This window comes from Pseudomonas sp. TWP3-2 (assembly GCF_049897765.1).
In the GTDB taxonomy this organism is placed as follows: Bacteria; Pseudomonadota; Gammaproteobacteria; order Pseudomonadales; family Pseudomonadaceae; genus Aquipseudomonas.
Genome location: NZ_JAFCWW010000003.1, coordinates 227,165 through 253,154 on the forward strand (window position 1 = coordinate 227,165; position 25,990 = coordinate 253,154).

Below are 25,990 nucleotides of genomic sequence, written 5' to 3' on the forward strand. Positions count from 1 at the left end.
TGCTGTGTCGCGTAGACGCGTCGTAGTCACCGGTATGGGTATGTTGTCGCCACTGGGCACGGATGTGCCGAGCAGCTGGCAGGGCATTCTGGCTGGCCGCAGTGGCATTGGTCTGATCGAACACACCGACCTTTCTGCCTATTCCACCCGTTTTGGCGGCTCGGTAAAGGGCTTCAATGTCGAGGAATACCTGTCGGTCAAGGAAGCGCGCAAGCTCGACCTGTTCATTCAGTACGGTTTGGCAGCAGGCTTTCAAGCCGTGCGCAACTCCGGTCTGGAAGTCACCGACGCCAACCGTGAACGCATTGGCGTGGCCATGGGTTCGGGTATCGGCGGTCTGACCAACATCGAAGAAACCAGCCGTATACTGCACGAGACTGGCCCGCGCCGGATTTCTCCGTTCTTTGTGCCCGGCTCGATCATCAATATGATTTCCGGGTTCCTGTCCATCCACTTGGGTGCCCAGGGGCCTAATTACGCCATCGCCACGGCGTGTACTACCGGTACGCACTGCATCGGCATGGCGGCACGCAACATCATGTACGACGAAGCCGACGTGATGATTGCCGGCGGCGCTGAAATGGCCGCGTGCGGACTGGGTATGGGCGGCTTCGGCGCCTCGCGTGCGTTGTCGACGCGCAACGATGAACCGACCCGCGCCAGCCGTCCGTGGGACAAGGGTCGTGACGGTTTCGTGCTGTCCGACGGCGCCGGCGCGCTGGTGCTCGAAGAACTCGAGCACGCCAAGGCGCGCGGCGCGACCATTTACGCCGAGCTGATCGGTTTCGGCACCAGTGGCGATGCATTCCACATGACTTCGCCACCTGCCGACGGCGCCGGTGCTGCACGCTGCATCACCAATGCGTTGCGCGACGCGAAGATCAACGTCGACCAAGTGCAATACATCAACGCCCACGGCACCTCGACGCCGGCCGGCGATCTGGCTGAAGCCAATGCGATCAAATCGGTGTTCGGTGAGCACGCCTACAAGTTGGCAGTCAGCTCGACCAAGTCCATGACTGGTCACCTGTTGGGTGCGGCCGGCGCGGTCGAGGCGATCTTCAGCGTGCTGGCGATCAACAGCCAAGTGGCGCCGCCGACCATCAACCTCGATGAGCCGGACGAAGGCTGCGACCTCGACTTCGTGCCGCACACTGCGCGCAACATGGACATCGATGTCGTGCTGTCCAACTCGTTCGGGTTTGGCGGCACCAATGGCACCTTGGCGTTCCGTCGGTTCGCCGGCTGATGGATTGCTGGGTCGACGGTCAACCGGCTGACGCACTGTCGCTGAAAGATCGCGGCCTGGCTTACGGCGACGGTCTGTTCGAGACCATCGCCGTGCGTGGCGGCCAGCCGTTGCTGCTGGATCGCCACCTGGCGCGCTTGGCCGATGGCTGCGCGCGTCTGGCCATCGCTGCCGATATCGAGTTGATTCGCAGCGAACTGCACAGCTATTCCACTGCCATGGGCGAGGGTGTGCTCAAACTCATCCTCACCCGTGGCGACGGTTTGCGCGGTTATGCGCCAGATCCTGCGGCGCCCGGCCGACGCATTCTGCAAGGCAATCCACCTGCTGCTTATCCTGCCGCCCATGGCGAGCGAGGCGTGCGTCTGTTTCCGTGCGTTACGCGCTTGTCCCATCAGCCATTGCTGGCGGGTCTCAAGCACCTCAATCGTTTGGAGCAGGTGCTGGCCCGCGCTGAATGGTCGGACAGCGAACACGCCGAAGGCTTGATGCTCGACCAGTCCGGTCGCGTGATCGAGGGCGTTTACAGCAATCTGTTCATGGTGCGCGACGGGGTGTTGATCACCGCCGATCTGACGCGCTGCGGTGTGGCCGGCGTGATGCGCGCCGAAATATTGTTTCAGGCCGAGTCACTCGGCATCCCCACGCAAATCACTGATATCCGCCTGGAGCAGCTGCAATGGGCCGATGAAGTGTTTGTCTGCAACAGTGTGTATGGCGTCTGGCCGGTATGTGCCTACGCTGCACTGAGCTGGCCGGTTGGCCCGCTCACCCGTAAACTGCAAACCATTGCCCGCGCGCTACTGGATGCTTGATTCGTGAGACGTAAATTATTGCTGCTGCTGGAAACCGGACTGGTTCTGGCAGGGCTGCTGTTGGGCGCCAGCGCCTGGAAGATCCATTCGGCGCTGGAACAGCCGCTGAACATCACGCAGGAAGAGCTGCTGGATGTGCCTAAGGGGTCAACTCCGACCCGAACTTTCATAGGGCTCGAAACCGATGGCGTGATCAAGGACGCTTTCTGGCTGCGGGTCTATTGGCGCTTCAACCTCGCCGGCACGCCGATCCACAGTGGCGAATACCGCATGCAGCCGGGCATGACCGTCAACGGTCTGATCGACCTGTGGAAGCGCGGAGATGTGGTTCAGTACAGCCTGACGCTGGTCGAGGGCTGGAATTTCCATCAGGTCCGCGCCGCGTTGGCCAAGGATGACAAGATCGAACAGACCCTCAATGGTCTGAGCGACAGCGAGGTGATGGAGAAGATCGGCCATCGCGGATTGTTTCCTGAAGGGCGTTTCTTCCCGGATACCTATCGTTTCGTGCGCGGCGTGTCCGATGCCGAGCTGCTGAAGAAATCCTTCGAGCGTCTTGATGAAGTGCTGGCCAAGGAGTGGGAGAAACGCTCCGCCGACGCGCCTTACAAGGAGCCTTATCAAGCGCTGATCATGGCCTCGCTGGTGGAGAAGGAAACCGGCGTGCCGCAAGAGCGCGGCGAGATTGCCGGCGTGTTCGTTCGGCGCATGGCCCTTGGCATGCAGTTGCAGACCGATCCGACCGTGATCTACGGCTTGGGTGATCGCTACACCGGCAAGCTGACCCGCGCGCATCTGAAGGAGCCGACCGCCTACAACACTTATGTGATTCCCGGTCTGCCGCCGACGCCGATTGCCATGGTTGGCCGCGAGGCGATTCATGCCGCGTTGAACCCGGTGGGCGGCACCAGCCTGTACTTTGTAGCGCGTGGCGATGGCAGCCATGTGTTCTCCGACGATCTGGATGCGCACAACAACGCAGTTCGGGAGTTCCAGCTCAAGCGGCGCGCGGATTACCGGTCCAGTCCGGCGCCGGCCTCAGAAGCGGCTCCGGCGACGCAGGACCCAACTCCGGCTGCATCACCGGATACTGCGCCAGAGCAACCCGCACCGGAACCCGAAGCTGCCGCTCCGCAAAACGCGCAATGACTTTGATTAAGGACTGCCTGTGACTGGCTTGTTTATTACCCTGGAAGGCCCGGAAGGCGCCGGCAAGAGCACCAACCGCGAATACCTCGCCGAGCGCCTGCGCGCCGCCGGGATCGAAGTGCTGCTGACCCGCGAGCCGGGTGGCACGCCGCTGGCCGAACGCATTCGCGAAGTGTTGCTGGCGCCGGTCGACGAAGTCATGAACCCGGACGCCGAGCTGTTGCTGGTATTCGCCGCGCGTGCGCAGCATCTGGCCGAGGTGATTCGCCCGGCGCTGGCGCGTGGCGCAGTGGTGTTGTGCGATCGCTTCACTGATTCGACTTATGCTTATCAGGGTGGCGGTCGTGGGTTGTCGCTGGAACGCATCGCCGCGCTGGAAACTTTCGTTCAGGGCGATCTGCGCCCACATCTGACGCTGATTTTCGATCTGCCGGTGGAAATCGGTCTGGCCCGTGCCAGTGCCCGTGGTCGCCTGGATCGCTTTGAGCTGGAAGGCCGGGCGTTTTTCGAGGCGGTGCGTGGCGCGTTTCTCCAGCGTGCCGCGGCCGATCCCGCACGTTATGTGACGCTGGATGCCGGACAACCGCTGGCGAAGGTCCAGCAGGCGCTCGACGCTCTGCTGCCGCGTCTGCTGGAGCTGGCTCGTGGCTGAGGCCTATCCATGGCAGGACAGCCTCTGGCAGCAACTCGCCGGACGTAGCCAGCACGCGCACGCTTATTTGCTGCACGGGCCGGGCGGCATCGGCAAGCGCGCCTTGGCCGAACGGCTGATGGCTAACTTGCTGTGTCAGCGCCCGGTGGCGCTGGAAGCCTGTGGAGAATGCAAATCCTGCATGCTGCTCAAGGCTGGCAGCCACCCGGACAACTACATTCTGGAACCGGAAGAAGCCGACAAGGCGATCAAGGTCGATCAGGTGCGCGATCTGGTCAGTTTCGTGGTGCAGACCGCGCAAATGGGCGGGCGCAAGGTGGTGCTGATCGAGCCGGTCGAGTCGATGAACATCAACGCCGCCAACGCCTTGCTCAAAAGTCTTGAAGAGCCATCGGGCGATACCGTGCTGTTGCTGGTAAGCCACCAGCCGAGCCGCTTGCTGCCGACCATCAAGAGCCGCTGTGTGCAGCAGGCCTGTCCGCTCCCGGGCGAGGCCATGAGTCTGCAATGGCTGGCGCAGGCGCTGCCGGAATGTTCGGCAGACGAACGTGTCGAACTGCTGACGCTGGCCGCCGGTTCGCCGCTGGCAGCGGTCAAACTGCACGGCCAGGGCGTACGCGAGCAGCGCGCGCAGGTCGTCGAAGGCGTGAAAAAGTTGCTCAAGCAGCAGCAGTCGCCGACGCAACTGGCCGAGGAGTGGAAAAACATTCCGATGCTGCGCCTGTTCGACTGGTTCTGCGACTGGTCGAGCCTGATCCTGCGATATCAGTTGACCCAGGATGAGGCCGGCCTCGGTCTGACCGACATGCGCAAGGTCGTGCAGTACCTGGCGCAGAAAAGCGCGCAGGGCAAAGTCCTTGAAATTCAGGACTGGATTCTCGCCCAGCGGCAGAAAGTTTTGAGCAAGGCCAACCTCAATCCGGTGTTGCTGCTGGAAGCGCTGTTGGTGCAATGGGTGGGGTTGCCTGCCCAAAGATAGCCGTGTGTGCCTAGACTCTGAACATCAGCAGTGGAGGTCAACATGAATGAACTCGTCAGCCCGGGGCCGCGCAACGGCATTTTGTCCCTGACCATCAAGGACAAATCGGTGCTTTACGCGGCGTACATGCCGTTCATCAAGAACGGCGGCTTGTTCATCCCGACCAACAAGAGCTACAAGTTGGGCGATGAGGTGTTCATGCTGCTCAATCTGATGGACGAGGCCGAGAAAATTCCGGTGGCCGGCAAAGTCGCCTGGATCACTCCCAAAGGCGCCCAGGGCAATCGCGCGGCCGGGGTCGGCGTGCAGTTCAACGATGGCGACAACACCGCGCGCAGTCGCATCGAAACCCATCTGGCCGGAGCGCTGAAGTCCGACCGTCCCACTCATACCATGTAAGTTGCCGTGTTTTTATGCTCGTAGATTCCCATTGCCACCTTGATCGCCTCGACCTCGCCGCCCACGACGGTTCGCTGGATGCCGCGCTGGATGCGGCCCGCGCGCGCGGAGTCGGGCATTTTCTGTGCATCGGCGTGAGTGCCGACAACGCTGCCGACGTCAAAGCCCTCGCCGAACGTTATGACGATGTCGATTGTTCGGTCGGCGTGCATCCGCTGGACGTCCAGCCGGGTGCCGCGCCTGCGCTGGATTGGCTGTTGCATGAGCTCGATCACCCGAAAGTCGTGGCGATTGGCGAAACCGGTCTGGACTATCACTACGAGCCGGAAGCCGCCGAGTTGCAGCAGGAGTCGTTCCGCCTGCATCTGCAAGCCGCGCAGCAGACCGGCAAACCGGTGATCATCCACACCCGTGGTGCGCGCGCCGACACCCTTGAGCTGCTGCGCGAAGCTGCGTTGCCCCAGGCCGGTGTGCTGCATTGCTTCACCGAAGACTGGGACATGGCCAAGGCTGCGCTGGACATGGGGTATTACATTTCCCTGTCCGGCATCGTCACCTTCCGCAATGCCGATGCGCTGCGCGATGTGGCGAGCAAAGTCCCGGCGGATCGTCTGTTGGTGGAAACCGATTCGCCTTATCTCGCGCCGATTCCCTATCGCGGCAAGCCGAACCTGCCGCAGTACGTACGCGAAGTGGCAGAGTTTCTGGCGATGCTGCGCGGCGAATCCTACGAGCGCTTTGCCGAGCAGACCACTGCCAACTTCAAGCGGCTGTTTCCGTTGGCCCATGTAAAAGCCTGAATCGCAGGCAAAAAAAACCCGGGTTCTGGGGGGTGAATCCGGGTTAAGACCATTAGGAGTAAAACAAAGGCACGCGGTCCCTTGGTACCTTTATCGGCGCGACACTTGGGGGAGATGCCGCCCGACATTTGAAGTATTGATCACTCTGGCGCCTAGTCCAGTTGGCCGGCCGGGGTTTTTAAACATATTTGGAATACGTTCGCTTCGGTTGAGTTCTCATTCACCGCAAAACGTTCTCGAAATGAACAAGAAACACAGATATGGTCGGATGATCCGTGCATTTTGGCGCAAGTTAGGCATAATACGCGGCTTCGAATTTTGACCCTTCAGACCTTTTTCTTATGCACAAAGAACCTCGTAAGGTCCGTGAGTTTCGTCGCCGCGAGCAAGAAATTCTCGATACCGCGCTCAAGCTGTTCCTCGACCAGGGTGAAGACAGCGTCACCGTCGAGATGATTGCTGATGCCGTGGGTATCGGCAAAGGCACGATCTACAAGCACTTCAAATCCAAGGCCGAGATCTATCTGCGGCTGATGCTCGATTACGAGCGCGATTTGAACGAGCTGCTGCACTCGGCCGATGTCGACAAGGACAAGGAAGCGCTGTCCCGCGCCTACTTCGAATTCCGCATGCGCGACCCGCAGCGTTATCGCCTGTTCGACCGCCTGGAAGAAAAAGTGGTCAAGGGCAATCAGGTGCCGGAAATGGTCGAGGAACTGCACAAGATCCGTGCCTCGAACTTTGAACGCCTGACCCTGCTGATCAAGGGCCGCATCAGCGAAGGCAAGCTCGAAGACGTGCCGCCCTATTTCCACTATTGCGCGTCCTGGGCGCTGGTGCACGGCGCGGTGGCGCTGTATCACTCGCCGTTCTGGAGCAATGTGCTGGAAGATCAGGAAGGCTTCTTCCAGTTCCTGATGGATATCGGCGTGCGCATGGGCAACAAGCGCAAGCGCGACCCGGAAACCCCGAGCAGCTGAATCATTCAGCCGCCTGATTGCGCCATGTTTTCGCTACATGGCGCAGTACCGCAGGAATATACTCAGGCATAGGGCTTGCGAAAACTTGAATTCTGAGTCAAGTTTTAGCGGCTCGATTCCCTTCCGCCGGAGTGCTTCATGATCGTTGACCGTCAAGGCAGGCGTTTTCGCAATTTGCGGATCAGTCTGACCTCAGCCTGCAATTACGCTTGTACCTACTGCGTGCCCAACGGCAAGCGGCTGGTGGCTGCGCAGGATGAACTGTCGGCCGAGGCCATGGCGCGCGGCGTGGCCTATCTGATCGAAGCCGCTGGCATTGATCGCCTGCGCATCACCGGCGGCGAGCCGCTGGTCAGTCCCAAACTCGAAACCTTCATGACCGCCGTCGGGCAAATGGGTCTGGAAGACATCAGTCTGACCACCAACGGCCAATTGCTCGCGAAAAAACTTCCGTTGCTGGTGGATGCCGGTCTGCGCCGGATCAACGTTTCCCTCGATACCCTGGATGCCGGCGCGTTCCGCAGCATCGCCCGTGGCGGTGATCTGGCGACTGTGCTGGATGGCATGGACCAGGCTGCAGCGGCCGGGCTGAAGATCAAGGTCAACATGGTGCCGTTGCGCGGGCAGAACCTCGACCAGGTGATGCCGCTGCTCGAGTACTGCCTTGAGCGCGGTTACGAGTTGCGCTTCATCGAGTTGATGCGCATGGGCCATCTGGCCAGCGATTCCAATGCGTTCCTGCAACAGTTCGTCAGCCTCCAGCAATTGCTCAGCCTGATCGGCGAGCGCTACGAGTATGCGCAAGCCGATGCGCCGGTGGATGCGACGGCGGTGCGTTATGCGATCCCGGGTGTCGGCCATTTTGGCGTGATTGCCAATGAGAGCGTGCCGTTCTGCCGGACGTGCTCACGACTGCGTCTGTCGTCTACCGGTTGGTTGCATGGCTGTCTGTCGTCGAGCAATCGTCACTATGTCGGCGATCTGCTCGACAAGCCGCGCCATCAGGCGTTGCCAGCCTTGCAGCGGTTGCTGGTCAAGGCGTTGGGCGACAAGCAGGAAGTGGCGTTCTCGGGCGGCGCGACTGTCATGAAAATCATCGGCGGCTGAACTTGCCCAATCGCTAGCCTGCTAGCGATTGCGATCTATAAAGACACGACTTGTTCGAGCTGGCGCGGAAGCTGCATCCAACGCCCATTCGCCGGTTTTCCGTCACCGGCCTCTGGAGGATTAGGATGCGTAGTCTGGTTTTGCTGCTGGCCGTTTTGGCGCTTGGCGGCTGCATGACTGTCAGTGATATGGCCGAAGGTACCCGCTACCAGATGAGCGACGCCGGTCTGCTCGATCATAGCGATAGCCGCCGCGTGAACAATTTCCGCATTCAGGCGGACTCGTTCATCTACATCGCTCAAGGTGCGTTCGCGCCGCCGGGTGGTTCCTACCCGCGGCCTAACGTGGTCGCCGAAGAAGCCTTCAAAGGCTTTGTCGAATACTTCCCTATGGTGCGTCGCGCGCGAGCACCGGAAGGCCTCGACCAAGCGATGGGCGAAGCCCGTGATGCTGGCGCGCACTATCTGCTGTACACGCGTTTCGCCAAGGCTGACGACCGTATCGGCAATTCCGATGAGTGGCTCGATCAAGAGGCGGTGGATCGTCTCGGTATCGATGGCGGCGTGATTCAAATCATGTTGATCGAGACCAGCACCCAGTATTTGATCGATACTGCACGGATCAAGAGTCGTGGCGGTTTACTGACGTTCCACGACAGCAAGCCGGAAGACCTGATCGGCCCGCCTCTGGCGCAATACGCGCGTAGTCTGCTGGGTATCGGCAACCAATAAACCAAGGAGAACGCCATGAGTGGCCCGCAAAAAGCCAATGACCTGCTGGGACAGATTCCCAAGACCAAAGGCTTGCCGCCGGTGCATTTGTGGAACCCGGACTTCTGCGGCAACATCGACATGCGCATCGCCCGCGACGGCACCTGGTATTACCTCGGCACGCCGATCGGGCGCAAGCCGATGGTCAAGCTGTTCTCCACCATCATCCGCCGCGATGGCGATGACTATTTCCTGATTACTCCGGTGGAGAAAGTCGGGATCAAGGTCGACGATGCGCCGTTTGTGGCGGTTACCGTCGAGGTGGAAGGCGAGGGTGAGGCGCAGCTGTTGCGCTTCACCACCAACGTCGATGAAACCACCGAGGCCGGACCTGAGCATCCGATCCGTGTCGAAATCGATCCGACCACTCAAGAGCCTGCCCCCTACGTGCATGTGCGCAGCAACCTCGAAGCGCTGATCCACCGCAACGTGTTCTACCAATTGGTGGAACTGGCGGTCAGCCGCGAGATCGACGGTCAGCGCTGGCTCGGCGTGTGGAGCGGCGGTGAGTTTTTCCCTATCGGTCTTGAGCCGTAAACGCAAAAATCCAATTTGACTCTCAATCGTATGATGATTAGCGTGGACAGCAATCGCATACGGTTTTGAGGTGTCCATGTCCAACAGCTTCCACGCTTCGACGGTCGATTGGCTCGGCGCATGGATTGCTGCGGGCCAGGTGAAACCCGGGCAGGCGATCAAGGTCGAGGCGGATCTGGGCGAACAGCTCGGCGTCAGTCGCACCGTGATCCGCGAAGCCATCAAAACCCTGGTGGCCAAAGGCATGCTTGAAGTCGGGCCGAAAGTCGGCACCCGCGTGCTGCCGATCAAGCGCTGGAACCTGTTCGACCCGCAAGTGGTGGGCTGGTTGTCACGCAGCGGTCTGCCGGAAAATTTCGTCGATGACCTGCTCGACCTGCGCCGCACCATCGAACCGATGGCGGTGCGCTGGGCCTGCGAGCGCGCCACTGCCGAACAGGTCCAAGCCGTGCAGCAAGCCTATAACGCGCTGGAGCGGGCGGTGGACAGCGGCGTTGATTACAACCGCGCCGACCAGTTCTTCCACGAATGCATCCTTGCCGCCAGCCACAATCAATTCATCGAACAAATGGTCCCGGCCCTCGGTGCGCTGCTGGCGGTGTCCTTCGAAGTCTCCGCCGCCGACCCCGACGAACTACGCCGCACCCTGCCAATCCACAAAGACATGGCCGACGCCATTGCCGCCCGTGATGCCGCGCGCGGGGTTTGGGCGTGCATGACCCTGATCGACAACGCCGACCTGGCGATCAAACGCTTCTACCCACAAGTGATGGCCGACAAAAAAGCCAGCTGACTTGCCTAAAACAACAAAAGAGGACATTGCATGACGTGGACTGCCGTTACCCAGCACCGGGCGCAACTCGGTGAAGGCCCGTTCTGGGACGCGCCTACTCAGGCGCTGTACTGGGTGGATATCGCCGGCCAGCAAGCGCTGCGCCTGATCGGTCAGAACGTGCAGATCTGGCAGATGCCCGAGCACGTTTCGGCGTTCATTCCGTGCGCCAGTGGCGATGCGCTGGTCACGCTGAGCAGCGGCGTGTATCGCCTCGATCTCGACTCGCCTGGCCTCGAACCACAGCTGACACTGTTGTGCGTCGCCGACCCGCAACCCGGCAACCGTGCCAACGAGGCGCGCTGCGATCCGCTAGGTCGGCTGTGGCTGGGCACCATGCAAAACAACATCGGCGATGACGGCGAAGATCTGCCGATCATCCGTCGCTCCGGTGGTCTGTTCCGCATTGATCCGGACGCGCGCGTCACGCCGTTGCTGCGCAATCTGGGCATTCCCAACACGCTGCTGTGGAGCGACGACGGCACCACGCTGCTGTTCGGCGACAGTCTCGACAGCACCTTGTACCGCTATTTCATTCACACCGACGGCAACCTCGATACGCCTGAAATCTGGTACGGCCCTGATGAACAGGGCGGTCCGGACGGTTCGGCGATCGATACCGAGGGCTACGTGTGGAACGCGCGTTGGGACGGCAGTTGCCTGCTGCGGCTGACGCCGGATGGCCAGGTCGACCGCAAGATCGATCTGCCGGTCAGCCGTCCAACCAGTTGTGTTTTCGGTGGCGAAGACCTGAAAACCCTGTACATCACCAGTGCAAAAAGTCCGCACAACCATCCATTGGACGGCGCAGTGCTGTCGATGCGGGTCGATGTTGCAGGAAAACTCTGTACACGCTTTGCAGGCTAGATCCCAAAATATGGGATGGAAAATTATATATTGAGATTATTTGGTGGTCGGGTTTATAGTCGGCTCCAGCAGTAACACGCACTCACACTTAAAAAGAACAAAACAGGTGAAGTGATGCAGCAGATCTTCAACGCACTCCGTAGCGGAGTCAGCGTTCCATGCCAGTGCCGTGCCGCGTTTGCCTCGCTTGTCGCGTGGCATGTTTGTCTGTTCCTTCGCAAAATCCCTAAAACCGGACATCGACAGATGCCCGGTTTTTGTCGTTCTCTGGACTGAAACAAAGCGGTTTCCGGCGCAAAAATCCGCCTGAAATCCAATCATCATACGATATGACTATTGTCCTGATGATCCATAGAAACAGCTCAACCGCTTTAACGCTTTTCAAATAACGCTCAAAAAAAATAACAAGGAGTCTGCTTATGAAACGTCGTTTCGGGATTCGTACCCTGTGCAGCACCGCGCTGGCGGTCACTGCGTTCAGCCTGAGCAGTTCGCTGCTGGCAGCCGATGCAGTGAAGATCGGTTTTCTGGTCAAGCAGGCGGAAGAGCCGTGGTTCCAGACCGAGTGGGCCTTCGCCGAGAAAGCCGCCAAGGACAGGGGCTTCGAACTGATCAAGATTGCCGTGCCTGACGGCGAGAAAACCCTGTCGGCCATCGACAGCCTTGCGGCCAACGGCGCCAAAGGCTTCGTGATCTGCCCGCCGGACGTGTCTCTCGGCCCGGCAATCATGGCCAAAGCCAAACTCAACGACCTGAAAGTGATCGCCGTCGATGACCGTTTCGTCGACGCCAACGGCAAGTTCATGGAAGACGTGCCGTATCTCGGCATGGCGGCGTATGAAGTCGGCCAGAAGCAGGGCGCCGCCATGGCTGCCGAAGCGAAAAAGCGTAACTGGGACTGGAAAGACACCTATGCCGTGGTCAACACCTACAACGAACTCGACACCGGCAAAAAGCGCACCGACGGCTCGGTGAAAGCGCTGGAAGAAGCCGGCATGCCGAAAGAGCACATTCTGTTCGCCGCCCTGAAAACCCTCGATGTGCCGGGCAGCATGGATGCCACCAACTCGGCGCTGGTGAAACTGCCGAGCGCCGCGAAAAACCTGATCATCGGCGGCATGAACGACAACACCGTGCTCGGCGGCGTGCGCGCCACTGAAGCGGCCGGGTTCGCTGCGGCCAACGTGATCGGCATTGGCATCAACGGCACCGACGCCATCGGCGAGTTGAAAAAGCCTAACAGCGGCTTCTTCGGTTCGATGCTGCCAAGCCCGCACATCGAAGGCTACAAGACTGCCGAAATGATGTACGAGTGGGTCACCACCGGTAAAGAGCCACCGAAATACACCGCGATGGACGACGTCACCCTGATCACCCGCGAGAACTTCAAGCAAGAGCTGGAAAAAATCGGCTTGTGGAACTGACGCAATAACAGCCCGGGCAACCGGGCCGTTTGATTGAGGTGGCTTAAATGCACGCGCAAGTAAAAGTACAACAACACAACGCGGCCGGCAGTCTGCGCTTCAACGGGATCGGCAAGAGCTTTCCCGGCGTGAAAGCGCTGGACGGCATCAGCTTTGTCGCGCATCCGGGGCAGGTGCACGCCTTGATGGGCGAGAACGGCGCCGGCAAATCGACCCTGCTGAAAATCCTCGGCGGCGCTTACATTCCAAGCACCGGCGAGTTGCAGATCGGCGAGCAGACCATGGCCTTCAAATCCACCGCTGACAGCATCGGCAGCGGCGTGGCGGTGATTCACCAGGAGCTGCATCTGGTGCCGGAAATGACCGTGGCGGAGAACCTGTTTCTCGGTCACTTGCCGGCGAGTTTCGGCCTGATCAATCGCGGCTTGCTGCGCCAGCAAGCCTTGGACTGTCTTGAAGGTTTGGCTGATGAAATCGATCCGCAGACCAAAGTCGGGCGCCTGTCGCTCGGCCAGCGCCAGTTGGTAGAAATCGCCAAGGCTCTGTCGCGTGGCGCGCATGTGATCGCCTTCGACGAGCCGACCAGCAGCCTTTCGGCGCGAGAAATCGATCGGTTGATGGCGATCATCGGCCGCCTGCGTGACGAAGGCAAAGTCGTGCTCTACGTCTCGCATCGCATGGAAGAAGTGTTCCGCATCTGCGACGCGGTGACGGTGTTCAAGGACGGGCGTTACGTGCGCACCTTCGACGACATGAGCCAGTTGACCCACGATCAACTGGTGACTTACATGGTCGGCCGCGACATTCAGGACATCTACGATTACCGCAGCCGTCCGCGCGGCGCCGTTGCACTGCGGGTCGACGGATTGCTTGGGCCAGGCCTGCGCAAACCGATCAGCTTTGACGCACACAAAGGCGAGATTCTTGGCCTGTTCGGACTGGTCGGGGCCGGGCGCACCGAGCTGTTTCGCCTGCTCAGTGGCCTCGAACGCCACAGCGCCGGACGCCTCGAACTGCGCGGGCATGAACTGAAGCTGCGGTCACCGCGTGATGCGATTGCCGCCGGAATCCTACTGTGCCCCGAAGATCGCAAAAAGGAAGGGATTATTCCGCTGGCGAGTGTCGCCGAGAACATCAACATCAGTGCGCGCGGAGCGCATTCCGGCCTCGGTTGTCTGCTGCGTGGACTTTGGGAAAAGACCAACGCCGACAAGCAGATCAAAGCGCTGAAAGTCAAAACCCCGCATGCCGGACAGCAGATCAAATTCCTTTCCGGCGGCAATCAGCAGAAGGCCATTCTCGGTCGCTGGCTGTCGATGCCGATGAAGGTTCTGCTGCTCGACGAACCGACGCGCGGCATCGATATCGGTGCCAAAGCCGAGATTTACCAGATCATCCATAACCTGGCCGCCGACGGTATTTCGGTGATCGTGGTGTCCAGCGACCTGATGGAAGTCATGGGCATCTCCGACCGCATTCTGGTGCTGTGCGAAGGCGCCCTGAGCGGCGAAGTCAGCCGCGACCAGGCCAACGAATCCAACCTGCTGCAACTGGCTTTGCCGCGCCACCGCGCTGACGGCGTGGCGAACTGAGAGGTGACTATGATGACAACCCAAAACGAAACCCTGCCGACCGAACGCAAGCCTCTGGACATGCGCCGCTTCCTCGATGACTGGGTGATGTTGCTGGCGGCCGTCGGCATCTTTGTCGCCTGCACCTTGCTGATCGACAACTTCCTCTCGCCGCTGAACATGCGCGGTTTGGGTCTGGCGATTTCCACCACCGGCATCGCTGCGTGCACCATGTTGTATTGCCTGGCATCGGGGCATTTCGACTTGTCGGTGGGTTCGGTGATTGCCTGTGCCGGCGTGGTCGCGGCAGTGGTGATGCGCGACACCGACAGCGTGTTTCTCGGCGTCAGCGCAGCGCTGGCGATGGGCCTGATTGTCGGGCTGATCAACGGGATTGTGATCGCCAAATTGCGGGTCAATGCGCTGATCACCACGTTGGCGACCATGCAGATCGTGCGTGGTCTGGCTTACATCTTCGCTAACGGCAAAGCAGTCGGCGTGTCGCAGGAATCGTTTTTCGTGTTTGGTAACGGCCAGTTGTTTGGTGTACCGGTGCCGATTTTGATCACCATTGTGTGCTTCCTGTTTTTCGGCTGGCTGCTGAATTACACCACCTACGGGCGCAACACCATGGCCATCGGCGGTAACCAGGAAGCTGCGTTGCTGGCGGGGGTGAACGTTGATCGGACCAAGATCATCATCTTCGCCGTGCATGGCCTGATCGGTGCGTTGGCGGGGGTGATTCTGGCGTCGCGCATGACCTCCGGGCAGCCGATGATTGGTCAGGGCTTCGAACTGACGGTGATTTCCGCTTGCGTGTTGGGTGGGGTGTCGCTGAGCGGCGGGATCGGCATGATCCGGCACGTGATTGCCGGGGTGTTGATTCTGGCGATCATCGAGAATGCGATGAATTTGAAGAACATTGATACGTTTTATCAGTATGTGATTCGTGGGTCGATTTTGTTGTTGGCGGTGGTTATTGACCGTCTCAAGCAACGCTAAAGTCAAAAGCTACCCTCACCCCCAGCCCTCTCCCAAAGGGAGAGGGGGAAAGGGAGAGGGGGAAAGGGAGAGGGGGAAAGGGAGCAGATCTCCATGCTGTTCAAAGCCTGAGTTCGACTCGATATTTCAGGTCGATGTAGCTCAAAAGAACTCCGCGGTCAGTCCCCTCTCCCACTGGGAGAGGGCTAGGGTGAGGGTGATCACTCCCAAAAAATATCACTTGCCCAAACAACCCCGTTTCAGTTATCACTTTGTACATGATTAGACAGGTACGATTTGACAAGAAACAACGGGTGGTCGACGAACTCGTCCGGCGCATCGAAAGCGGCCTCATGGAGGACGGTTTTCTGTTGCCCGGCGAGCATCAGTTGGCTCAAGAATTCAAGGTCAGCCGTGGCACCTTGCGCGAAGCGCTGGCCGAGCTGAAGCGGCGCAAGTACATCGCCACGCAAAGTGGCGTGGGCTCGATTGTCACCTTCGACGGCGTGGTGCTCGACCAGCAAAGTGGTTGGGCGCAAGCGCTGGCCGATACCGGGGTGCTGATCAACACCGAGGTGCTGCGGCTCGAAGCCGTGACTCGCAGCGATCTGTCGGCGGTGTTCGGCTCCGACCAATTCATTCTTCTAGAACGTCGCCGCCGTTCGAACGACGGCACGCTGGTGTCCCTCGAACGCTCTTTGATGCCGGCGACTGGCGGCCTGGAAAGCCTGCCACGCGTTGGCCTGATCGACAATTCTCTGACCATCACCCTGGCCGCTTACGGCTACGTTGGCGAACGCGGCGATCAATGGATCAGCGCCGAGCCGCTGAACTCCGAAGATGCGCAACTGCTTGGTCGCGCGCAAGGCACGGTGTTCCTTAAAACGCTACGCACAACTTATGACCGGCAAAACCGCTTCATGGAGCAGGTCGAAAGCCTGCTCGACCCGGTGCATTTCCGCATGCACCTGCAATTCGGAGAATCGAGATGACTGCGCTCAACCGTGCCCTCGGTGCGTTTTATGGCCTGGCCCTCGGTGATGCGCTGGGCATGCCGACCCAATCGCTAAGCCGTGAAACCATCAAACAGCGCTTCGGCCAGATCACCGATCTGCAAGACGCAGGTCCCTTGCAACCGATCGCCGCGAACATGCCCAAAGGCTCGATCACCGACGATACCGAACAGGCGATTCTGGTTGGCCAGTTGCTGGTTGAAGGCAATGGGCAGATCGAACCGGCGATCCTCGCGCAACGGCTGATCGAATGGGAAGCCGCGATGCAGGCCAAAGGATCGCAGGATTTGCTCGGCCCCTCGACCAAACGTGCCATCGAAATGATCCTCGCCGGCCACTCGCCGCAAGAGGCCGGGCGCTATGGCACTACCAACGGCGCGGCGATGCGCATCACCCCGGTGGGCATCGCGGCGGACGTTGCCGATCCCGAGCGCTTCATTGCTGCCGTGGTGCAGGCCTGCCAGGTCACCCATAACACTACGCTGGGCATTTCCAGTGCGGCGGCGGTGGCGGCAGTGGTCTCGGCCGGCATCAACGGCATGGATCTGGGCGAAGCGCTGAACCTCGGTCAGCAGATTGCTCAGCAAGCCGAAACTCACGGGCATTGGGTTGCCGGTGGGCGCATCGCTTCGCGCATCAGTTGGGCGCGCACTATCAGCGTCGATAGTGATCAGGCCTTGCTGGCGGATCTGCTCTACAACGTGATCGGCACGTCGGTGGCGTCGCAGGAATCGGTAGTCGTTTCGTTTGCCTTGGCGCAGCAAGTCGCAGTCGGTGAGATGAGCGCGTTCGAGGCGCTGTGCATGGCCGCCAATCTAGGGGGCGACACCGACACCATCGCGGCGATTCTCGGCGCAATGCTTGGGGCCTGCCTGGGTCTTGAGAGTTGGCCTGCCGAGATGCTCGACACGGTGAAAACCGTAAACGATCTGGACCTGGAACCCTTGGTGAGAGGACTCCTCACGCTGCGTTGAGCGCAGCCCGCCACATGGCAAATCTGTCTTGCCCACAACCACAAAAATGGCAACAGGAGCATTTTCATGAGTTCATCGAACGCCGGGCAAAGCGCCGGGCAACTGGAAACCCGTGGCATCGAACCGGTGCCGGAAAACGAGTGCAACGGGCATCCGCTGCAATTGTTTTGGGTCTGGTTTGCAGCGAACATTTCCATCCTCGGCCTGCCGCTGGGTGCCACGCTGGTGGCGTTTCGCGGGCTGGCGATCTGGCAGGCGATCATCGTCGCGATCATCGGTGCTGCCGGTTCGTTTGCGGTGGTCGGCATCATCTCGATTGCCGGTCGTCGTGGCCGTGCGCCGAGCCTGACCCTGTCGCGAGCAATCTTCGGCGTGCGCGGCAATATCGGCCCGACACTGGTCTCGCTGATGTCGCGCCTGGGCTGGGAAACCGTCAACACCACCACCGCCGCGTTCGTGCTGCTGTCGCTGTGCTCGATCCTGTTCGGCTCGCCGGTGGAAGCGAAAAGTGCGCCGGCCTTGACGCTGCTGTTCATCGCGATTTTCGTGCTGCTGACGTTGGCCGTTTCCGGCCTCGGCCACGCGACTTTGCTGGTGATCCAGAAGTGGGCGACCTACGTGTTCGGCGCGCTGAACCTGTTGGTCGGCGGATTCCTCTGCGCGACCATCGACTGGAGCGCGGTATTCAACGCCACCCCGGCACCGCTGAGCGCGATGATCATCGGCATCGGCACCATGGCTGCCGGCACCGGGATCGGTTGGGCCAACGCTGGCGCCGACATGTCGCGCTATCAGCATCGCAGCGTCAAGGCTGTGCGGCTGGTGGCTTCGGCCGCGTTCGGCGCGGGGATTCCGCTGGTGTTGTTGATCACCCTCGGCGGTTTGTTGTCGGTGGGCAACAACGATCTGGCGTCGGCCACCGATCCGATCGTGGCAATCCGCGACATGCTGCCGACGTGGATGGCGGTGCCGTATCTGATCACCGCATTCGGTGGCCTGCTGCTGTCGAACAACCTGTCGGTCTACTCCGCCGGTTTGACCACGCTGACCCTCGGTTTGAAAGTTAAACGGGTGTACGCAGTGGTGGTCGACATCGTTGCGATTTTCGCCGGTTCGATTTATTTCATGCTGATCGCTGACAGTTTCTACGGCCCGTTCATTACCTTCATTTCGCTGCTGGCGGTGCCGATCACCGCGTGGGTCGGGATCTTCGTCGTCGACCTGATTCACCGCCATTACTACAGCCCGAAAGACTTGCTCGACGTCAGCCCGAGCAGCGCCTATTGGTATCGCGGCGGCATCGAGTGGCGCGCATTCGGCGCGTGGGCGATTGCGATCGTGCTTGGTTTCAGTTTCACCACCATCGGCACCACTGCCGAGAACGTCTGGTTCAAAGGTTTTCTGTCCGACTCGTGGCTTGGGCATAACGGCCTCGGCTGGATCGTGACCTTCGTGGTCGCCGGCGGACTTTATTGGGTACTCGGCGGCGCGAAAGATCGCCGCGCCGCGCAGGTCGAGAACGCTCATGCCTAAGATGTTGCATACCGGCCAGGTCATCATAGACCTGGTCATGGCGGTGGATGCACTGCCGCAGATCGGCGGCGATGTGCTCGCGCAATCAGCCAGTTTCGAAGCCGGCGGCGGTTTTAATGTGATGGCGGCAGCGGTGCGCAACGGCTTGTCGGTGGTCTATCTGGGCCGCCATGGCAATGGCCGTTTCGGCGATTTGGCGCGCGAGGCGATGATCGCTGAGGGCATCCACATCGGCATCGCAGCACCTGCGCAGCGCGACACCGGTTTGTGCGTGGCGCTGACCGATGCGTCGGCCGAGCGCAGCTTCATTTCCTACATCGGCGCCGAGGGTGAGGTCAGCGTCGCAGACTTGAACAGTGTGCCGGCCGAGGCGGGGGATTATGTTTACCTCAGCGGTTACAGCCTGCTGCACAGCGGCAAGGCTCAGCCGTTGATCGACTGGACGTTGGCGCTGCCATCCTCGATCAACGTGGTGTTCGATCCGGGGCCGTTGGTGGAATCTCCCGATTCACCGTTGATGCAGGCTTTGTTGCCGCGCATCGATGTGTGGACGAGTAATAGTGTTGAGGCGCTGCGCTTTACCGGAGCGGCGGACATTGCGAGCGCGCTGGATCGACTGGCTGATCATCTAGCGGAAAATGTTTTGATGGTGGTGCGTGACGGGCCGCAGGGTTGCTGGATTCAGCGGCGTGGCGAGCGCACGCATGTGCCGGGTTTTGCGGTGAAAGCGGTGGACAGCAATGGCGCCGGTGACGCGCATGCCGGGGTGTTTGTAGTCGGGTTGGCGCACGGGTTGTCGGCGGTAGATGCGGCGCGGCGGGCGAATGCTGCTGCGGCGTTGGCGGTGACTCGCTGGGGGCCTGCGACTTCGCCGGCAACGGCTGAAGTCGATGCGTTGATCCGTGAGTCTTCTGGCGCCTGAACCATCGCTATCGTCGGAACGCCGCCCGGGGCAAGCCCGTTCCCACAGGTTTTTGCGTGAACACAAATGAAGTGAACACCGCAAATCCTGTGGGAGCGGGCTTGCCCCGGGCGGCGTTCCGACGATGAGGCCATCAGCCCATCAAAAAATTAACTGTCGAGCTTTCGCGCAGCTTCAACCCCAGCCGCACTCAACTTGATCGGCAAATTCAACGAGTGCTCACCGGCCTCATTGCAGGTCACATGCCCGTGGTGAATCAGTCCGCGATCCTGCAGCGAGGCGAGGGCGCTGGCCACGACTTTCTCGCCGCGGTAATTGTCCAGCACTTCCTTGCCCAGCCCACTTGGGTGAGCGTGCAGCAGACGGGTGAGCACTTCTTTTTCCAGGTTTTTATCGACGTTCATGGTTACCTCTTTCATGGCTGTGGATAAGGACTTCGTGCGTGTTGCAACTACTGACTGCCGCCTTCGGAACCCGAACCACCGGTGGTGGTTTTCGAACCAATGCCGGGGCCGGCGTTATCCGGAGTCGCTGGGGAGTCGGGCGTATTCATGCCGCCCTGTCGGCCCGGGTCGGCACCTTGCGTGCGCGGATCGGTGCCAGTGGACGGCGGCTGATTGAGCACCGGCACGCCTGCACCATCGGTGTTCATACCGGGAGCACTATTGATGGCGGGGGCACGTGGCGTGGTCACCGGGTCGGTAGGCCCGGTGCCGGCAGCGGTGGTGGAGGCGGCAAATACCGCGGGGGTGAGCAGTGTGGCGAATACGAGGGCAGTCAACCTTGACGAGATCATAGGGTGTCTCCAGTGATTGGAATCCTTACCCTTGATTGGTCAGCCCTCGCGCGGAATTGGTGCCGGATGAGCGACGAACGGTCTATTGCGGTGGTGTCGGTGTGATGCCGATTTCTTCCTTGAACTGCTCCATGAAACCCTTCAAACGCTGATGGCGGACCTGCGCCAGACGCCGGCCGGCATCGGTCTGAAAACCCTCGGCGAGGTGCAGCAATTTGGTCTGGAAATGATCGAGGCAAAAGCGCTGGTCGTCGTAGTCGCGTTGCGTGGCTTCGGGATCAACCGGGTCGTACAGCGCGCTGCCCATACGCCCGGCAATGTAAAAGGTGCGCGCTACGCCGAGCATCCCCAGCGAGTCGAGGCGGTCGGCGTCCTGCATCAGTCGCGCTTCGAGCGTGGTCGGGGTGATGTTGGCGGAGAAGCTGTGGGCTTCGATGGCGTGGGTCACTGCGCTGATTTTTGCCGAAGACCAGTCCAACTCCGCGAGAACGACGGCCGCTTTTTCCGCTGCCAGCCGCGATGCCTGTGAGCGCAGCGGCGAGTTTTTCTCCACCGCCACACAGTCATGCAGCAATACCGCCGCCAGCAGCACCTGAAGGTCGCCACCTTCTTCGGCCTGCAAAGTGCGCACGTTGTGCCACACCCGTTGCAGATGCGACAGATCGTGCGCGCCATCCTCGGAAGGCTCCAAAGCATGCGGCAGCAACTCGGCAGCGAGGCTCTCCAGTGGCGCGAAGGCGGAAGTGTTCATGTGCATCCTTTCAAATTGTCGACGGCGCTAGCCTAATCTGTGCGTTGCCATGTGACGAGCACCGCGCGCGGCCTTAGTATGGCGTTTTCCATTTTCCGACAAGGCCCGTCCATGACGATCGAGATCCGCCCGGCGACCCCTAGCGATGCACCGCAAATCCTCGCCTTCATCACTGAACTGGCGGATTTCGAAAAGGCACGTCACGAAGTCATCGCCAGCGTCGCCGACATCGAACGCAGCCTGTTCGGCGAAGGCGCCACCGCTCACGGCCTGATCTGCCTGCGCGATGGTTTGCCGATCGGTTTTGCGGTGTTCTTCTTCAGCTATTCGACGTGGCTTGGCAGCAACTGCCTGTACCTCGAAGACCTGTACATCACCCCCGAACAACGCGGCGGCGGTGCCGGCAAAACCCTGCTGCGGCAACTGGCGAAAATCGCCTGCGCCAACGACTGCGGGCGCTTCGAATGGAGTGTGCTGGACTGGAACACCCCGGCCATCGAATTCTACAAATCCCTCGGCGCCCAACCGCAGGAAGAATGGGTGCGCTATCGCATGGACGGCAAGGTGTTGCGCGAGTTCGCCGAGGGCCAGTGACGATGATGGCACTCTGAGATTTATTCGATTGTCGGCGAGGCTCTAGTCCGGCATTCTACGCGCGCATTTTTGCGCGCTCATGGACGACACCTGCAATGCCTCTGGCAACAATTCTCCACGCCCGTGGAGCCTTCGCCGCGTCAACGAGTGACCGGCGATGAGCGGACTCCGGGCGACAATGCGTCTGTACGGCCTGGTGAAAAACCTCGGCTCGAGCGACAACCCCAGTCGCCAACCGGTGGATATTCTGTGTACGGTCAATCGTATGGGCGGCATAGCCATTCGCGCGTTTGTCTCGCGGCTCGACGCCGAGTTGATGGCACGCGGCGCCGGGTTCGAAGCTTATCGCGTGATTCCGCTGCGCACCTTCGACCCCAATCCGTTTCTCGACGCCCATCAAGGCTGGCTGACCCTGCACGTGTGCTGCGGATTTGTTGCGCCAGCAGGTCAATCGTTATTGCACAAAGGCGCGCTGTCGCCGATGGGCTGGTACGTCTATTCCGAGATTGGACGCTGGACGCCTGAGCATCATCTGGATCTCGGCGCGCAAATGGCCGAGCTGTTGCAAACCACCTACGAGCGCAATCACCTGATCAGCTACAACACCTGGCTCAACCAACTCGACGATGCCGCGCCTGCCGAACTGGCGTGGCATGCCGAGCAAGCCTGGCAACAACTGCAACTCAACCCATCCCCGAACAGCGAGCATCGTCACGCGCTGTTCGACCCTGTCGACAACCGCTGGCGCTTCGCCGCGACCGACGTCGACATCTACCAGCCGTCCCCGGAACCTCTGAAGCAAGGAGCTTTGAATTGAGTGGTAAACCCGCTGCACGCGTCACCGACCCGACCGCATGCCCATTGCCAGGCCATGGCAACAACCCGATCGTCTCAGGCTCGCCCGACGTATTCTTCGACGGCCTCGCCGCCGCGCGCATGACCGATAAATCGGCCTGCGGCAGCCCGATCACCGGCGCCGTCTCCGGCACCGTATTCATCAACGGCCTGAACGCCGCCATGCTCGACAGCACCGGAGGCCACGGCAACGTCGTGGTCGGTGGTTCCGGGACGGTGATTATTGGCCAGAGTGGCGGAGGGGCGGCGTTTAGTGGGTTGTTGCCGATGCCGGTGCATTTTACGGACAGGTTGCAGGTGGTGAATGAAGTCGATGGCGAGCCTGTACCGTACCACCCGTACACTATTCAGCGCGGTGACGGCAGTGAAGAACATGGCATTACCGATGCGCACGGGTTTACTCATACGGTCAGTTCGCACTTGGCTGAAACCATTAAATTGTTTGTGGAGTAATTGCTGTGACTGAGCAAGGTGCGGCGGTAAGGCAAAGTTTGCCAAAAAGAGAAATGTGCGATCACGCGTTGACAGATCCGAAAGATACCTGTGCCAAGAAGGTGTCGATCTGTGTAAAAAATATATATGTGTTTTTTGTCGGTGGTGCCGGAGATCAGGAGCGCTACTATGTCAGTGGTCCCAACTGGAACGTCAATTATGTGCGTGATTTGGTTGTCGACGATGCCGAAAGTTTAGGTTATCTGTATCGTTGCCCTGTTTTTCCGCTGGCCTATAATAAATTTATTACCGACGAAGATTTGAATAGCAATATTCTCAGTAAGATTCCCGATATGGCGACGGCTATCTATATTGTTGGTCATAGTTTGGGTGGGTGGAATGGTGCGCATCTTTCTAGCGTTTTGACCGATAAAGGATACAACGTGCGAATGTTGATTACCCTGGATCCTGTAGGGCAAGGAAAAATTGTTTACGGTCTTTCCAATATCTACAAACAGACGCCCAAACCTAAAGCGGATTTTTGGGTGAATGTACGAGCTGCGAAGGTCGAGGATCGTAATTTTTCTGACTTCATTGCAGACATGGGAGAGCAATGGGAGATTACGTCGGGACCCAATGTTAATGGCACCGTTGATGTGAATCATGCATTCGCCAACGTGATGTTCACGAAGCCGCTGGCAGGCGGGAAATCGGCGCGCCAACTAATGGCAGAGTCAATACTCAGTTTTTTTAGAGAAAAGTAAATGAAACGTTTATTGATAATTTTATTTTTAACAGCTTTCTCTGTGTCATGTTCTACCGAGCGTCAGCGGCCGGTCGCCACCCTGAGTTATGATCGTGTCGAAGTTACCAAAAGTGGCTTTGGTTTTCTGATAAGTTTTACAAGTGATACCGATCTCTTGGCGTTGTTCGGTCCTGCTATTGGAGAAGGTGTTGTTTGTGCGCTAGAAGATGATCTTGATTTTTCGATTGGACATTATCTGACGCGCTCCGGACGCGGTAGCGTTAATTTTGTTAACGACGCTACGGGAGGGCACTACGAATCGAAAGTCATTTTTCGCGAGGTAGGAGATGTGCAGGGGCAGGAGGTGATTCTGGGTGGGACAGCGCTACGTGAAGTATTGTTGAGAAAAGAGTATATAACGTGCGTTTTTAGAGTTCGCACTACCTCTAATCGAACGTATGTGTCTAACCTCATGCAAGTACCAGTCGCCGATATCGTAAACGCGATTGATACAAATCAATAAGTAATAATTGAGGCGATTTCGCTGATTGCCTCAATTGCTCATCACTTCATATGACCGAGGGGCCGGATGTAATGGGGCGGGTTGATATCAATCACGCAGATGCCAATTTTATGTTCGCTCGAGCGTTGCCTGGCGGGAAGTCGGCTCGACAGCTTTTGAGAGAATCAATTTTGAAACGGACTAAAGGGTGATTCTGGTGAGAGTTCTGATTTTGGCTGTCTTCATACTCATGACTTCTGCATGCTCTTTAAATCATGGTAGGCCTATCGCCAATCTACAATACTTAAAGACGGAGCGGCTTCGCACTACGGGGATTTATCAGATTTATTTTAAATCGGATGTAGATCTTCTTGGTCTATTCAAATCTTCGATAGGGCAGGGGCTTGTATGTTCGTTGACGGATGATTTGGATTTTTCTCAGGCGCATAAAATAAAACAGTCCGGGTTCGGTTTTATTGAAAGGGTGTCTGCTGACTCACTGCTATATCGAGCGGATGTTATTTTCGATGAGTTAGTAGATGGTAAGGGCGAAGAAAAACGTCTCAAGGGAACAACGCTGATCCCGTTTTTAAAAGTTAGAGACTCTATCTCATGCGTGTTTAGAGTTCATTCCACGACGTATAAAACGTATTTTTCAAAAATCATGCAAGTCCCTAGTGCTGAACTGCTGGCGCCGGCACCGGCTAATGAGCTGTAAGTAAGCTAAACCGATGGGCGTTCCCGCGTCCGCGGTTGTCCTTGTTATGCCGAAGGAAGATGGACATTGAATTTGCATATTTCGAGGTGGCTGCTGCTGGGAGGGTTTTTATTATGTTCGTCGTGCCTGCATCTCGACGTTCCGCCGGCCCGACTTGAGTTTGTCTCCGTCAATAACACTTTTTCCTCTTACTACGATCTGCGGTTCACGGCAGACCGGAACCTGATCAACTTGTATAGCGATCACGGACGACAAGGTCAGATTGGGACCTCGATCCACTGCTCATTGAATGGTGATCTGGACTTTTCCGTCGAACACAAAATCGCTTTGCAAGCTTCGGGATCAGTCAGCAGCATGCGTTTGATCGAAGGCGACCGTCGGTATGAGATGTTCGCGAGTATCAGGGTTGAGAATCGCTCTACCAACGACGGCCATAATGACGTGAGACCGGTTGAACTGGTGCAACTTCTCAAGCCGCAGCAATACATTCCCTGCAAAGTGGTGATTACTGCATTTCCGTTCGTGGCTTATTACTCGAAAGTTATGTACATGCCTACGTCGAGATTTATCGCTGCGGTGGAGAATCCTCGGGTGGCGCCTGCACGGGTATTACTCAAACCTTCCGATCAACCGCGCTTGTGGGTGCCATTTGCTCCGCTGTGCGTTGTGCGCTGGCGATATGAAGCGTCTCCGGCCTATGACCAGATCGATAGTCTAGGTCTGTGCAGTGATGTGCCCTACGCCGGGATGCTGGCCTCATTTGCGCCGAGCAAGACGAAATTGCGGCTTGTTTCCGAGGTAGATGAAACACCTGCACCTCTGGCGGCGTACACCATCATCAGGGGAGATGGGCGTCTGGAGCCTGGAATAACTGATCAGGAAGGTCGCACCCATGAGGTCGGAGCCAGCGAGCATGAAGTGCTGCGAGTCATCCTCAACAAGAATCTGCAACCAGTGGAACGCTGGACCCCATGGATTGAAAGCATCCCATAATATGAGATGCAAAATTACATATTGAGATTTCGTCCCTGAGAGGTCTATAG

31 protein-coding genes are annotated in these 25,990 nt (G+C 58.9%); 27 read left to right on the forward strand and 4 right to left on the reverse strand.

Annotated elements, in window-relative coordinates; translation table 11 throughout:
• Positions 1-4 precede the first annotated feature (4 nt).
• The 13 genes from fabF to ACP7EE_RS06580 all read left to right on the forward strand — a co-directional run bounded on the left by fabF (position 5) and on the right by ACP7EE_RS06580 (position 11,136).
• Entirely contained in the window at positions 5-1,249 is a 1,245-nt protein-coding gene (fabF, locus tag ACP7EE_RS06520; RefSeq protein ID WP_426202970.1) for a beta-ketoacyl-ACP synthase II, read from the forward strand.
• The gene (pabC, locus tag ACP7EE_RS06525; RefSeq protein ID WP_426233961.1) at positions 1,249-2,064 is read left to right on the forward strand and encodes an aminodeoxychorismate lyase; all 816 of its coding nucleotides are present in this window, start codon (positions 1,249-1,251) and stop codon (positions 2,062-2,064) included. The genes fabF and pabC overlap by 1 nt, the downstream gene beginning before the upstream one ends.
• Positions 2,065-2,067: 3 nt before the next feature.
• Entirely contained in the window at positions 2,068-3,213 is a 1,146-nt protein-coding gene (mltG, locus tag ACP7EE_RS06530) for an endolytic transglycosylase MltG (protein WP_426233962.1), read from the forward strand.
• 19 nt (positions 3,214-3,232) lie between these two features.
• Entirely contained in the window at positions 3,233-3,865 is a 633-nt protein-coding gene (tmk, locus tag ACP7EE_RS06535; RefSeq protein ID WP_426233963.1) for a dTMP kinase, read from the forward strand.
• The gene (locus ACP7EE_RS06540) at positions 3,858-4,844 is read left to right on the forward strand and encodes a DNA polymerase III subunit delta' (protein WP_426202979.1); all 987 of its coding nucleotides are present in this window, start codon (positions 3,858-3,860) and stop codon (positions 4,842-4,844) included. The genes tmk and ACP7EE_RS06540 overlap by 8 nt, the downstream gene beginning before the upstream one ends.
• Positions 4,845-4,886: 42 nt before the next feature.
• Positions 4,887-5,243, forward strand: coding sequence for a PilZ domain-containing protein (locus ACP7EE_RS06545; protein ID WP_420651193.1), 357 nt, complete (start codon positions 4,887-4,889; stop codon positions 5,241-5,243).
• A gap of 14 nt (positions 5,244-5,257) precedes the next feature.
• Positions 5,258-6,043: a TatD family hydrolase gene (locus ACP7EE_RS06550; RefSeq protein WP_426233964.1), complete on the forward strand. Its 786-nt coding sequence runs from the start codon at positions 5,258-5,260 to the stop codon at positions 6,041-6,043.
• A gap of 341 nt (positions 6,044-6,384) precedes the next feature.
• The gene (locus ACP7EE_RS06555) at positions 6,385-7,023 is read left to right on the forward strand and encodes a TetR/AcrR family transcriptional regulator (RefSeq protein WP_007908276.1); all 639 of its coding nucleotides are present in this window, start codon (positions 6,385-6,387) and stop codon (positions 7,021-7,023) included.
• 138 nt (positions 7,024-7,161) lie between these two features.
• Positions 7,162-8,130, forward strand: coding sequence for a GTP 3',8-cyclase MoaA (locus tag ACP7EE_RS06560; RefSeq protein ID WP_426233965.1), 969 nt, complete (start codon positions 7,162-7,164; stop codon positions 8,128-8,130).
• Between the two features lie 125 nt (positions 8,131-8,255).
• Positions 8,256-8,861, forward strand: coding sequence for a DUF4823 domain-containing protein (locus tag ACP7EE_RS06565; RefSeq protein ID WP_420646530.1), 606 nt, complete (start codon positions 8,256-8,258; stop codon positions 8,859-8,861).
• 15 nt (positions 8,862-8,876) lie between these two features.
• A complete protein-coding gene (locus ACP7EE_RS06570; RefSeq protein WP_426233966.1) occupies positions 8,877-9,437 on the forward strand; it encodes a DUF1285 domain-containing protein in 561 nt (186 codons plus the stop codon).
• 76 nt (positions 9,438-9,513) lie between these two features.
• A complete protein-coding gene (locus ACP7EE_RS06575) occupies positions 9,514-10,230 on the forward strand; it encodes a FadR/GntR family transcriptional regulator (RefSeq protein WP_426233967.1) in 717 nt (238 codons plus the stop codon).
• Between the two features lie 30 nt (positions 10,231-10,260).
• Positions 10,261-11,136 carry an SMP-30/gluconolactonase/LRE family protein gene (locus ACP7EE_RS06580; protein ID WP_426233968.1) on the forward strand — a complete coding sequence of 292 codons (876 nt, stop codon included), beginning with the start codon at positions 10,261-10,263 and terminating at the stop codon, positions 11,134-11,136.
• 36 nt (positions 11,137-11,172) lie between these two features.
• Here ACP7EE_RS06580 and ACP7EE_RS06585 read toward each other — a convergent pair whose 3' ends face one another.
• Positions 11,173-11,460 carry a hypothetical protein gene (locus tag ACP7EE_RS06585; RefSeq protein ID WP_426233969.1) on the reverse strand — a complete coding sequence of 96 codons (288 nt, stop codon included), beginning with the start codon at positions 11,458-11,460 and terminating at the stop codon, positions 11,173-11,175.
• Between the two features lie 95 nt (positions 11,461-11,555).
• Between ACP7EE_RS06585 and ACP7EE_RS06590 the strand changes: the two genes are divergently transcribed.
• The 7 genes from ACP7EE_RS06590 to ACP7EE_RS06620 all read left to right on the forward strand — a co-directional run bounded on the left by ACP7EE_RS06590 (position 11,556) and on the right by ACP7EE_RS06620 (position 19,554).
• Complete coding sequence (locus ACP7EE_RS06590; protein ID WP_426233970.1) at positions 11,556-12,560, forward strand: substrate-binding domain-containing protein; 1,005 nt, start codon at positions 11,556-11,558, stop codon at positions 12,558-12,560.
• A gap of 47 nt (positions 12,561-12,607) precedes the next feature.
• The gene (gene araG, locus ACP7EE_RS06595) at positions 12,608-14,152 is read left to right on the forward strand and encodes an L-arabinose ABC transporter ATP-binding protein AraG (RefSeq protein WP_426233971.1); all 1,545 of its coding nucleotides are present in this window, start codon (positions 12,608-12,610) and stop codon (positions 14,150-14,152) included.
• 12 nt (positions 14,153-14,164) lie between these two features.
• Complete coding sequence (gene araH / locus ACP7EE_RS06600; RefSeq protein ID WP_420646537.1) at positions 14,165-15,133, forward strand: L-arabinose ABC transporter permease AraH; 969 nt, start codon at positions 14,165-14,167, stop codon at positions 15,131-15,133.
• 257 nt (positions 15,134-15,390) lie between these two features.
• Positions 15,391-16,104 carry a GntR family transcriptional regulator gene (locus ACP7EE_RS06605; RefSeq protein WP_426233972.1) on the forward strand — a complete coding sequence of 238 codons (714 nt, stop codon included), beginning with the start codon at positions 15,391-15,393 and terminating at the stop codon, positions 16,102-16,104.
• The gene (locus ACP7EE_RS06610; RefSeq protein WP_426233973.1) at positions 16,101-17,099 is read left to right on the forward strand and encodes an ADP-ribosylglycohydrolase family protein; all 999 of its coding nucleotides are present in this window, start codon (positions 16,101-16,103) and stop codon (positions 17,097-17,099) included. Before ACP7EE_RS06605 ends, ACP7EE_RS06610 begins: the two co-directional genes overlap by 4 nt.
• Positions 17,100-17,165: 66 nt before the next feature.
• Positions 17,166-18,632, forward strand: coding sequence for a purine-cytosine permease family protein (locus ACP7EE_RS06615; protein ID WP_426233974.1), 1,467 nt, complete (start codon positions 17,166-17,168; stop codon positions 18,630-18,632).
• Positions 18,625-19,554, forward strand: a complete 930-nt coding sequence (locus ACP7EE_RS06620; RefSeq protein ID WP_426233975.1) for a PfkB family carbohydrate kinase — start codon at positions 18,625-18,627, stop codon at positions 19,552-19,554. The genes ACP7EE_RS06615 and ACP7EE_RS06620 overlap by 8 nt, the downstream gene beginning before the upstream one ends.
• A gap of 149 nt (positions 19,555-19,703) precedes the next feature.
• On the opposite strand, the gene ACP7EE_RS06625 is transcribed toward ACP7EE_RS06620, so the two are convergent.
• From ACP7EE_RS06625 to ACP7EE_RS06635, 3 genes are all read right to left on the reverse strand, one after another.
• The gene (locus ACP7EE_RS06625) at positions 19,704-19,958 is read right to left on the reverse strand and encodes a hypothetical protein (protein ID WP_420646542.1); all 255 of its coding nucleotides are present in this window, start codon (positions 19,956-19,958) and stop codon (positions 19,704-19,706) included.
• A 47-nt stretch (positions 19,959-20,005) separates the two neighbouring features.
• Positions 20,006-20,350 carry a hypothetical protein gene (locus ACP7EE_RS06630; RefSeq protein WP_426233976.1) on the reverse strand — a complete coding sequence of 115 codons (345 nt, stop codon included), beginning with the start codon at positions 20,348-20,350 and terminating at the stop codon, positions 20,006-20,008.
• An 82-nt stretch (positions 20,351-20,432) separates the two neighbouring features.
• Entirely contained in the window at positions 20,433-21,101 is a 669-nt protein-coding gene (locus ACP7EE_RS06635; protein WP_426233977.1) for an HD domain-containing protein, read from the reverse strand.
• A gap of 111 nt (positions 21,102-21,212) precedes the next feature.
• Between ACP7EE_RS06635 and ACP7EE_RS06640 the strand changes: the two genes are divergently transcribed.
• The 7 genes from ACP7EE_RS06640 (at position 21,213) to ACP7EE_RS06670 (ending at position 25,940) form a co-directional block, all read left to right on the forward strand.
• Positions 21,213-21,695 carry a GNAT family N-acetyltransferase gene (locus ACP7EE_RS06640; protein WP_042562173.1) on the forward strand — a complete coding sequence of 161 codons (483 nt, stop codon included), beginning with the start codon at positions 21,213-21,215 and terminating at the stop codon, positions 21,693-21,695.
• 157 nt (positions 21,696-21,852) lie between these two features.
• Positions 21,853-22,512: a hypothetical protein gene (locus ACP7EE_RS06645; protein ID WP_426233978.1), complete on the forward strand. Its 660-nt coding sequence runs from the start codon at positions 21,853-21,855 to the stop codon at positions 22,510-22,512.
• A complete protein-coding gene (locus tag ACP7EE_RS06650; RefSeq protein WP_426233979.1) occupies positions 22,509-23,003 on the forward strand; it encodes a PAAR domain-containing protein in 495 nt (164 codons plus the stop codon). The genes ACP7EE_RS06645 and ACP7EE_RS06650 overlap by 4 nt, the downstream gene beginning before the upstream one ends.
• 5 nt (positions 23,004-23,008) lie before the next feature.
• A complete protein-coding gene (locus tag ACP7EE_RS06655; RefSeq protein WP_426233980.1) occupies positions 23,009-23,746 on the forward strand; it encodes an alpha/beta hydrolase in 738 nt (245 codons plus the stop codon).
• Entirely contained in the window at positions 23,747-24,250 is a 504-nt protein-coding gene (locus ACP7EE_RS06660) for a hypothetical protein (RefSeq protein WP_426233981.1), read from the forward strand.
• 196 nt (positions 24,251-24,446) lie between these two features.
• A complete protein-coding gene (locus ACP7EE_RS06665; protein WP_426233982.1) occupies positions 24,447-24,947 on the forward strand; it encodes a hypothetical protein in 501 nt (166 codons plus the stop codon).
• A 66-nt stretch (positions 24,948-25,013) separates the two neighbouring features.
• Complete coding sequence (locus tag ACP7EE_RS06670) at positions 25,014-25,940, forward strand: hypothetical protein (protein ID WP_426233983.1); 927 nt, start codon at positions 25,014-25,016, stop codon at positions 25,938-25,940.
• The last annotated feature ends 50 nt before the right edge of the window (positions 25,941-25,990 follow it).

Excerpts from the sequence above, each read along its gene's own strand:
- pabC (WP_426233961.1), top strand. The coding sequence starts at position 1,249 with ATGGATTGCTGGGTCGACGGTCAACCGGCTGACGCACTGTCGCTGAAA.
- ACP7EE_RS06545 (WP_420651193.1), top strand. The coding sequence starts at position 4,887 with ATGAATGAACTCGTCAGCCCGGGGCCGCGCAACGGCATTTTGTCCCTG.
- ACP7EE_RS06550 (WP_426233964.1), top strand. The coding sequence starts at position 5,258 with ATGCTCGTAGATTCCCATTGCCACCTTGATCGCCTCGACCTCGCCGCC.
- ACP7EE_RS06555 (WP_007908276.1), top strand. The coding sequence starts at position 6,385 with ATGCACAAAGAACCTCGTAAGGTCCGTGAGTTTCGTCGCCGCGAGCAA.
- ACP7EE_RS06560 (WP_426233965.1), top strand. The coding sequence starts at position 7,162 with ATGATCGTTGACCGTCAAGGCAGGCGTTTTCGCAATTTGCGGATCAGT.
- ACP7EE_RS06565 (WP_420646530.1), top strand. The coding sequence starts at position 8,256 with ATGCGTAGTCTGGTTTTGCTGCTGGCCGTTTTGGCGCTTGGCGGCTGC.
- ACP7EE_RS06570 (WP_426233966.1), top strand. The coding sequence starts at position 8,877 with ATGAGTGGCCCGCAAAAAGCCAATGACCTGCTGGGACAGATTCCCAAG.
- ACP7EE_RS06575 (WP_426233967.1), top strand. The coding sequence starts at position 9,514 with ATGTCCAACAGCTTCCACGCTTCGACGGTCGATTGGCTCGGCGCATGG.
- ACP7EE_RS06580 (WP_426233968.1), top strand. The coding sequence starts at position 10,261 with ATGACGTGGACTGCCGTTACCCAGCACCGGGCGCAACTCGGTGAAGGC.
- ACP7EE_RS06585 (WP_426233969.1), bottom strand. The coding sequence starts at position 11,460 with ATGATGATTGGATTTCAGGCGGATTTTTGCGCCGGAAACCGCTTTGTT.
- ACP7EE_RS06590 (WP_426233970.1), top strand. The coding sequence starts at position 11,556 with ATGAAACGTCGTTTCGGGATTCGTACCCTGTGCAGCACCGCGCTGGCG.
- araG (WP_426233971.1), top strand. The coding sequence starts at position 12,608 with ATGCACGCGCAAGTAAAAGTACAACAACACAACGCGGCCGGCAGTCTG.
- araH (WP_420646537.1), top strand. The coding sequence starts at position 14,165 with ATGACAACCCAAAACGAAACCCTGCCGACCGAACGCAAGCCTCTGGAC.
- ACP7EE_RS06605 (WP_426233972.1), top strand. The coding sequence starts at position 15,391 with ATGATTAGACAGGTACGATTTGACAAGAAACAACGGGTGGTCGACGAA.
- ACP7EE_RS06610 (WP_426233973.1), top strand. The coding sequence starts at position 16,101 with ATGACTGCGCTCAACCGTGCCCTCGGTGCGTTTTATGGCCTGGCCCTC.
- ACP7EE_RS06615 (WP_426233974.1), top strand. The coding sequence starts at position 17,166 with ATGAGTTCATCGAACGCCGGGCAAAGCGCCGGGCAACTGGAAACCCGT.
- ACP7EE_RS06620 (WP_426233975.1), top strand. The coding sequence starts at position 18,625 with ATGCCTAAGATGTTGCATACCGGCCAGGTCATCATAGACCTGGTCATG.
- ACP7EE_RS06625 (WP_420646542.1), bottom strand. The coding sequence starts at position 19,958 with ATGAACGTCGATAAAAACCTGGAAAAAGAAGTGCTCACCCGTCTGCTG.
- ACP7EE_RS06630 (WP_426233976.1), bottom strand. The coding sequence starts at position 20,350 with ATGATCTCGTCAAGGTTGACTGCCCTCGTATTCGCCACACTGCTCACC.
- ACP7EE_RS06635 (WP_426233977.1), bottom strand. The coding sequence starts at position 21,101 with ATGAACACTTCCGCCTTCGCGCCACTGGAGAGCCTCGCTGCCGAGTTG.
- ACP7EE_RS06640 (WP_042562173.1), top strand. The coding sequence starts at position 21,213 with ATGACGATCGAGATCCGCCCGGCGACCCCTAGCGATGCACCGCAAATC.
- ACP7EE_RS06645 (WP_426233978.1), top strand. The coding sequence starts at position 21,853 with ATGAGCGGACTCCGGGCGACAATGCGTCTGTACGGCCTGGTGAAAAAC.
- ACP7EE_RS06660 (WP_426233981.1), top strand. The coding sequence starts at position 23,747 with ATGAAACGTTTATTGATAATTTTATTTTTAACAGCTTTCTCTGTGTCA.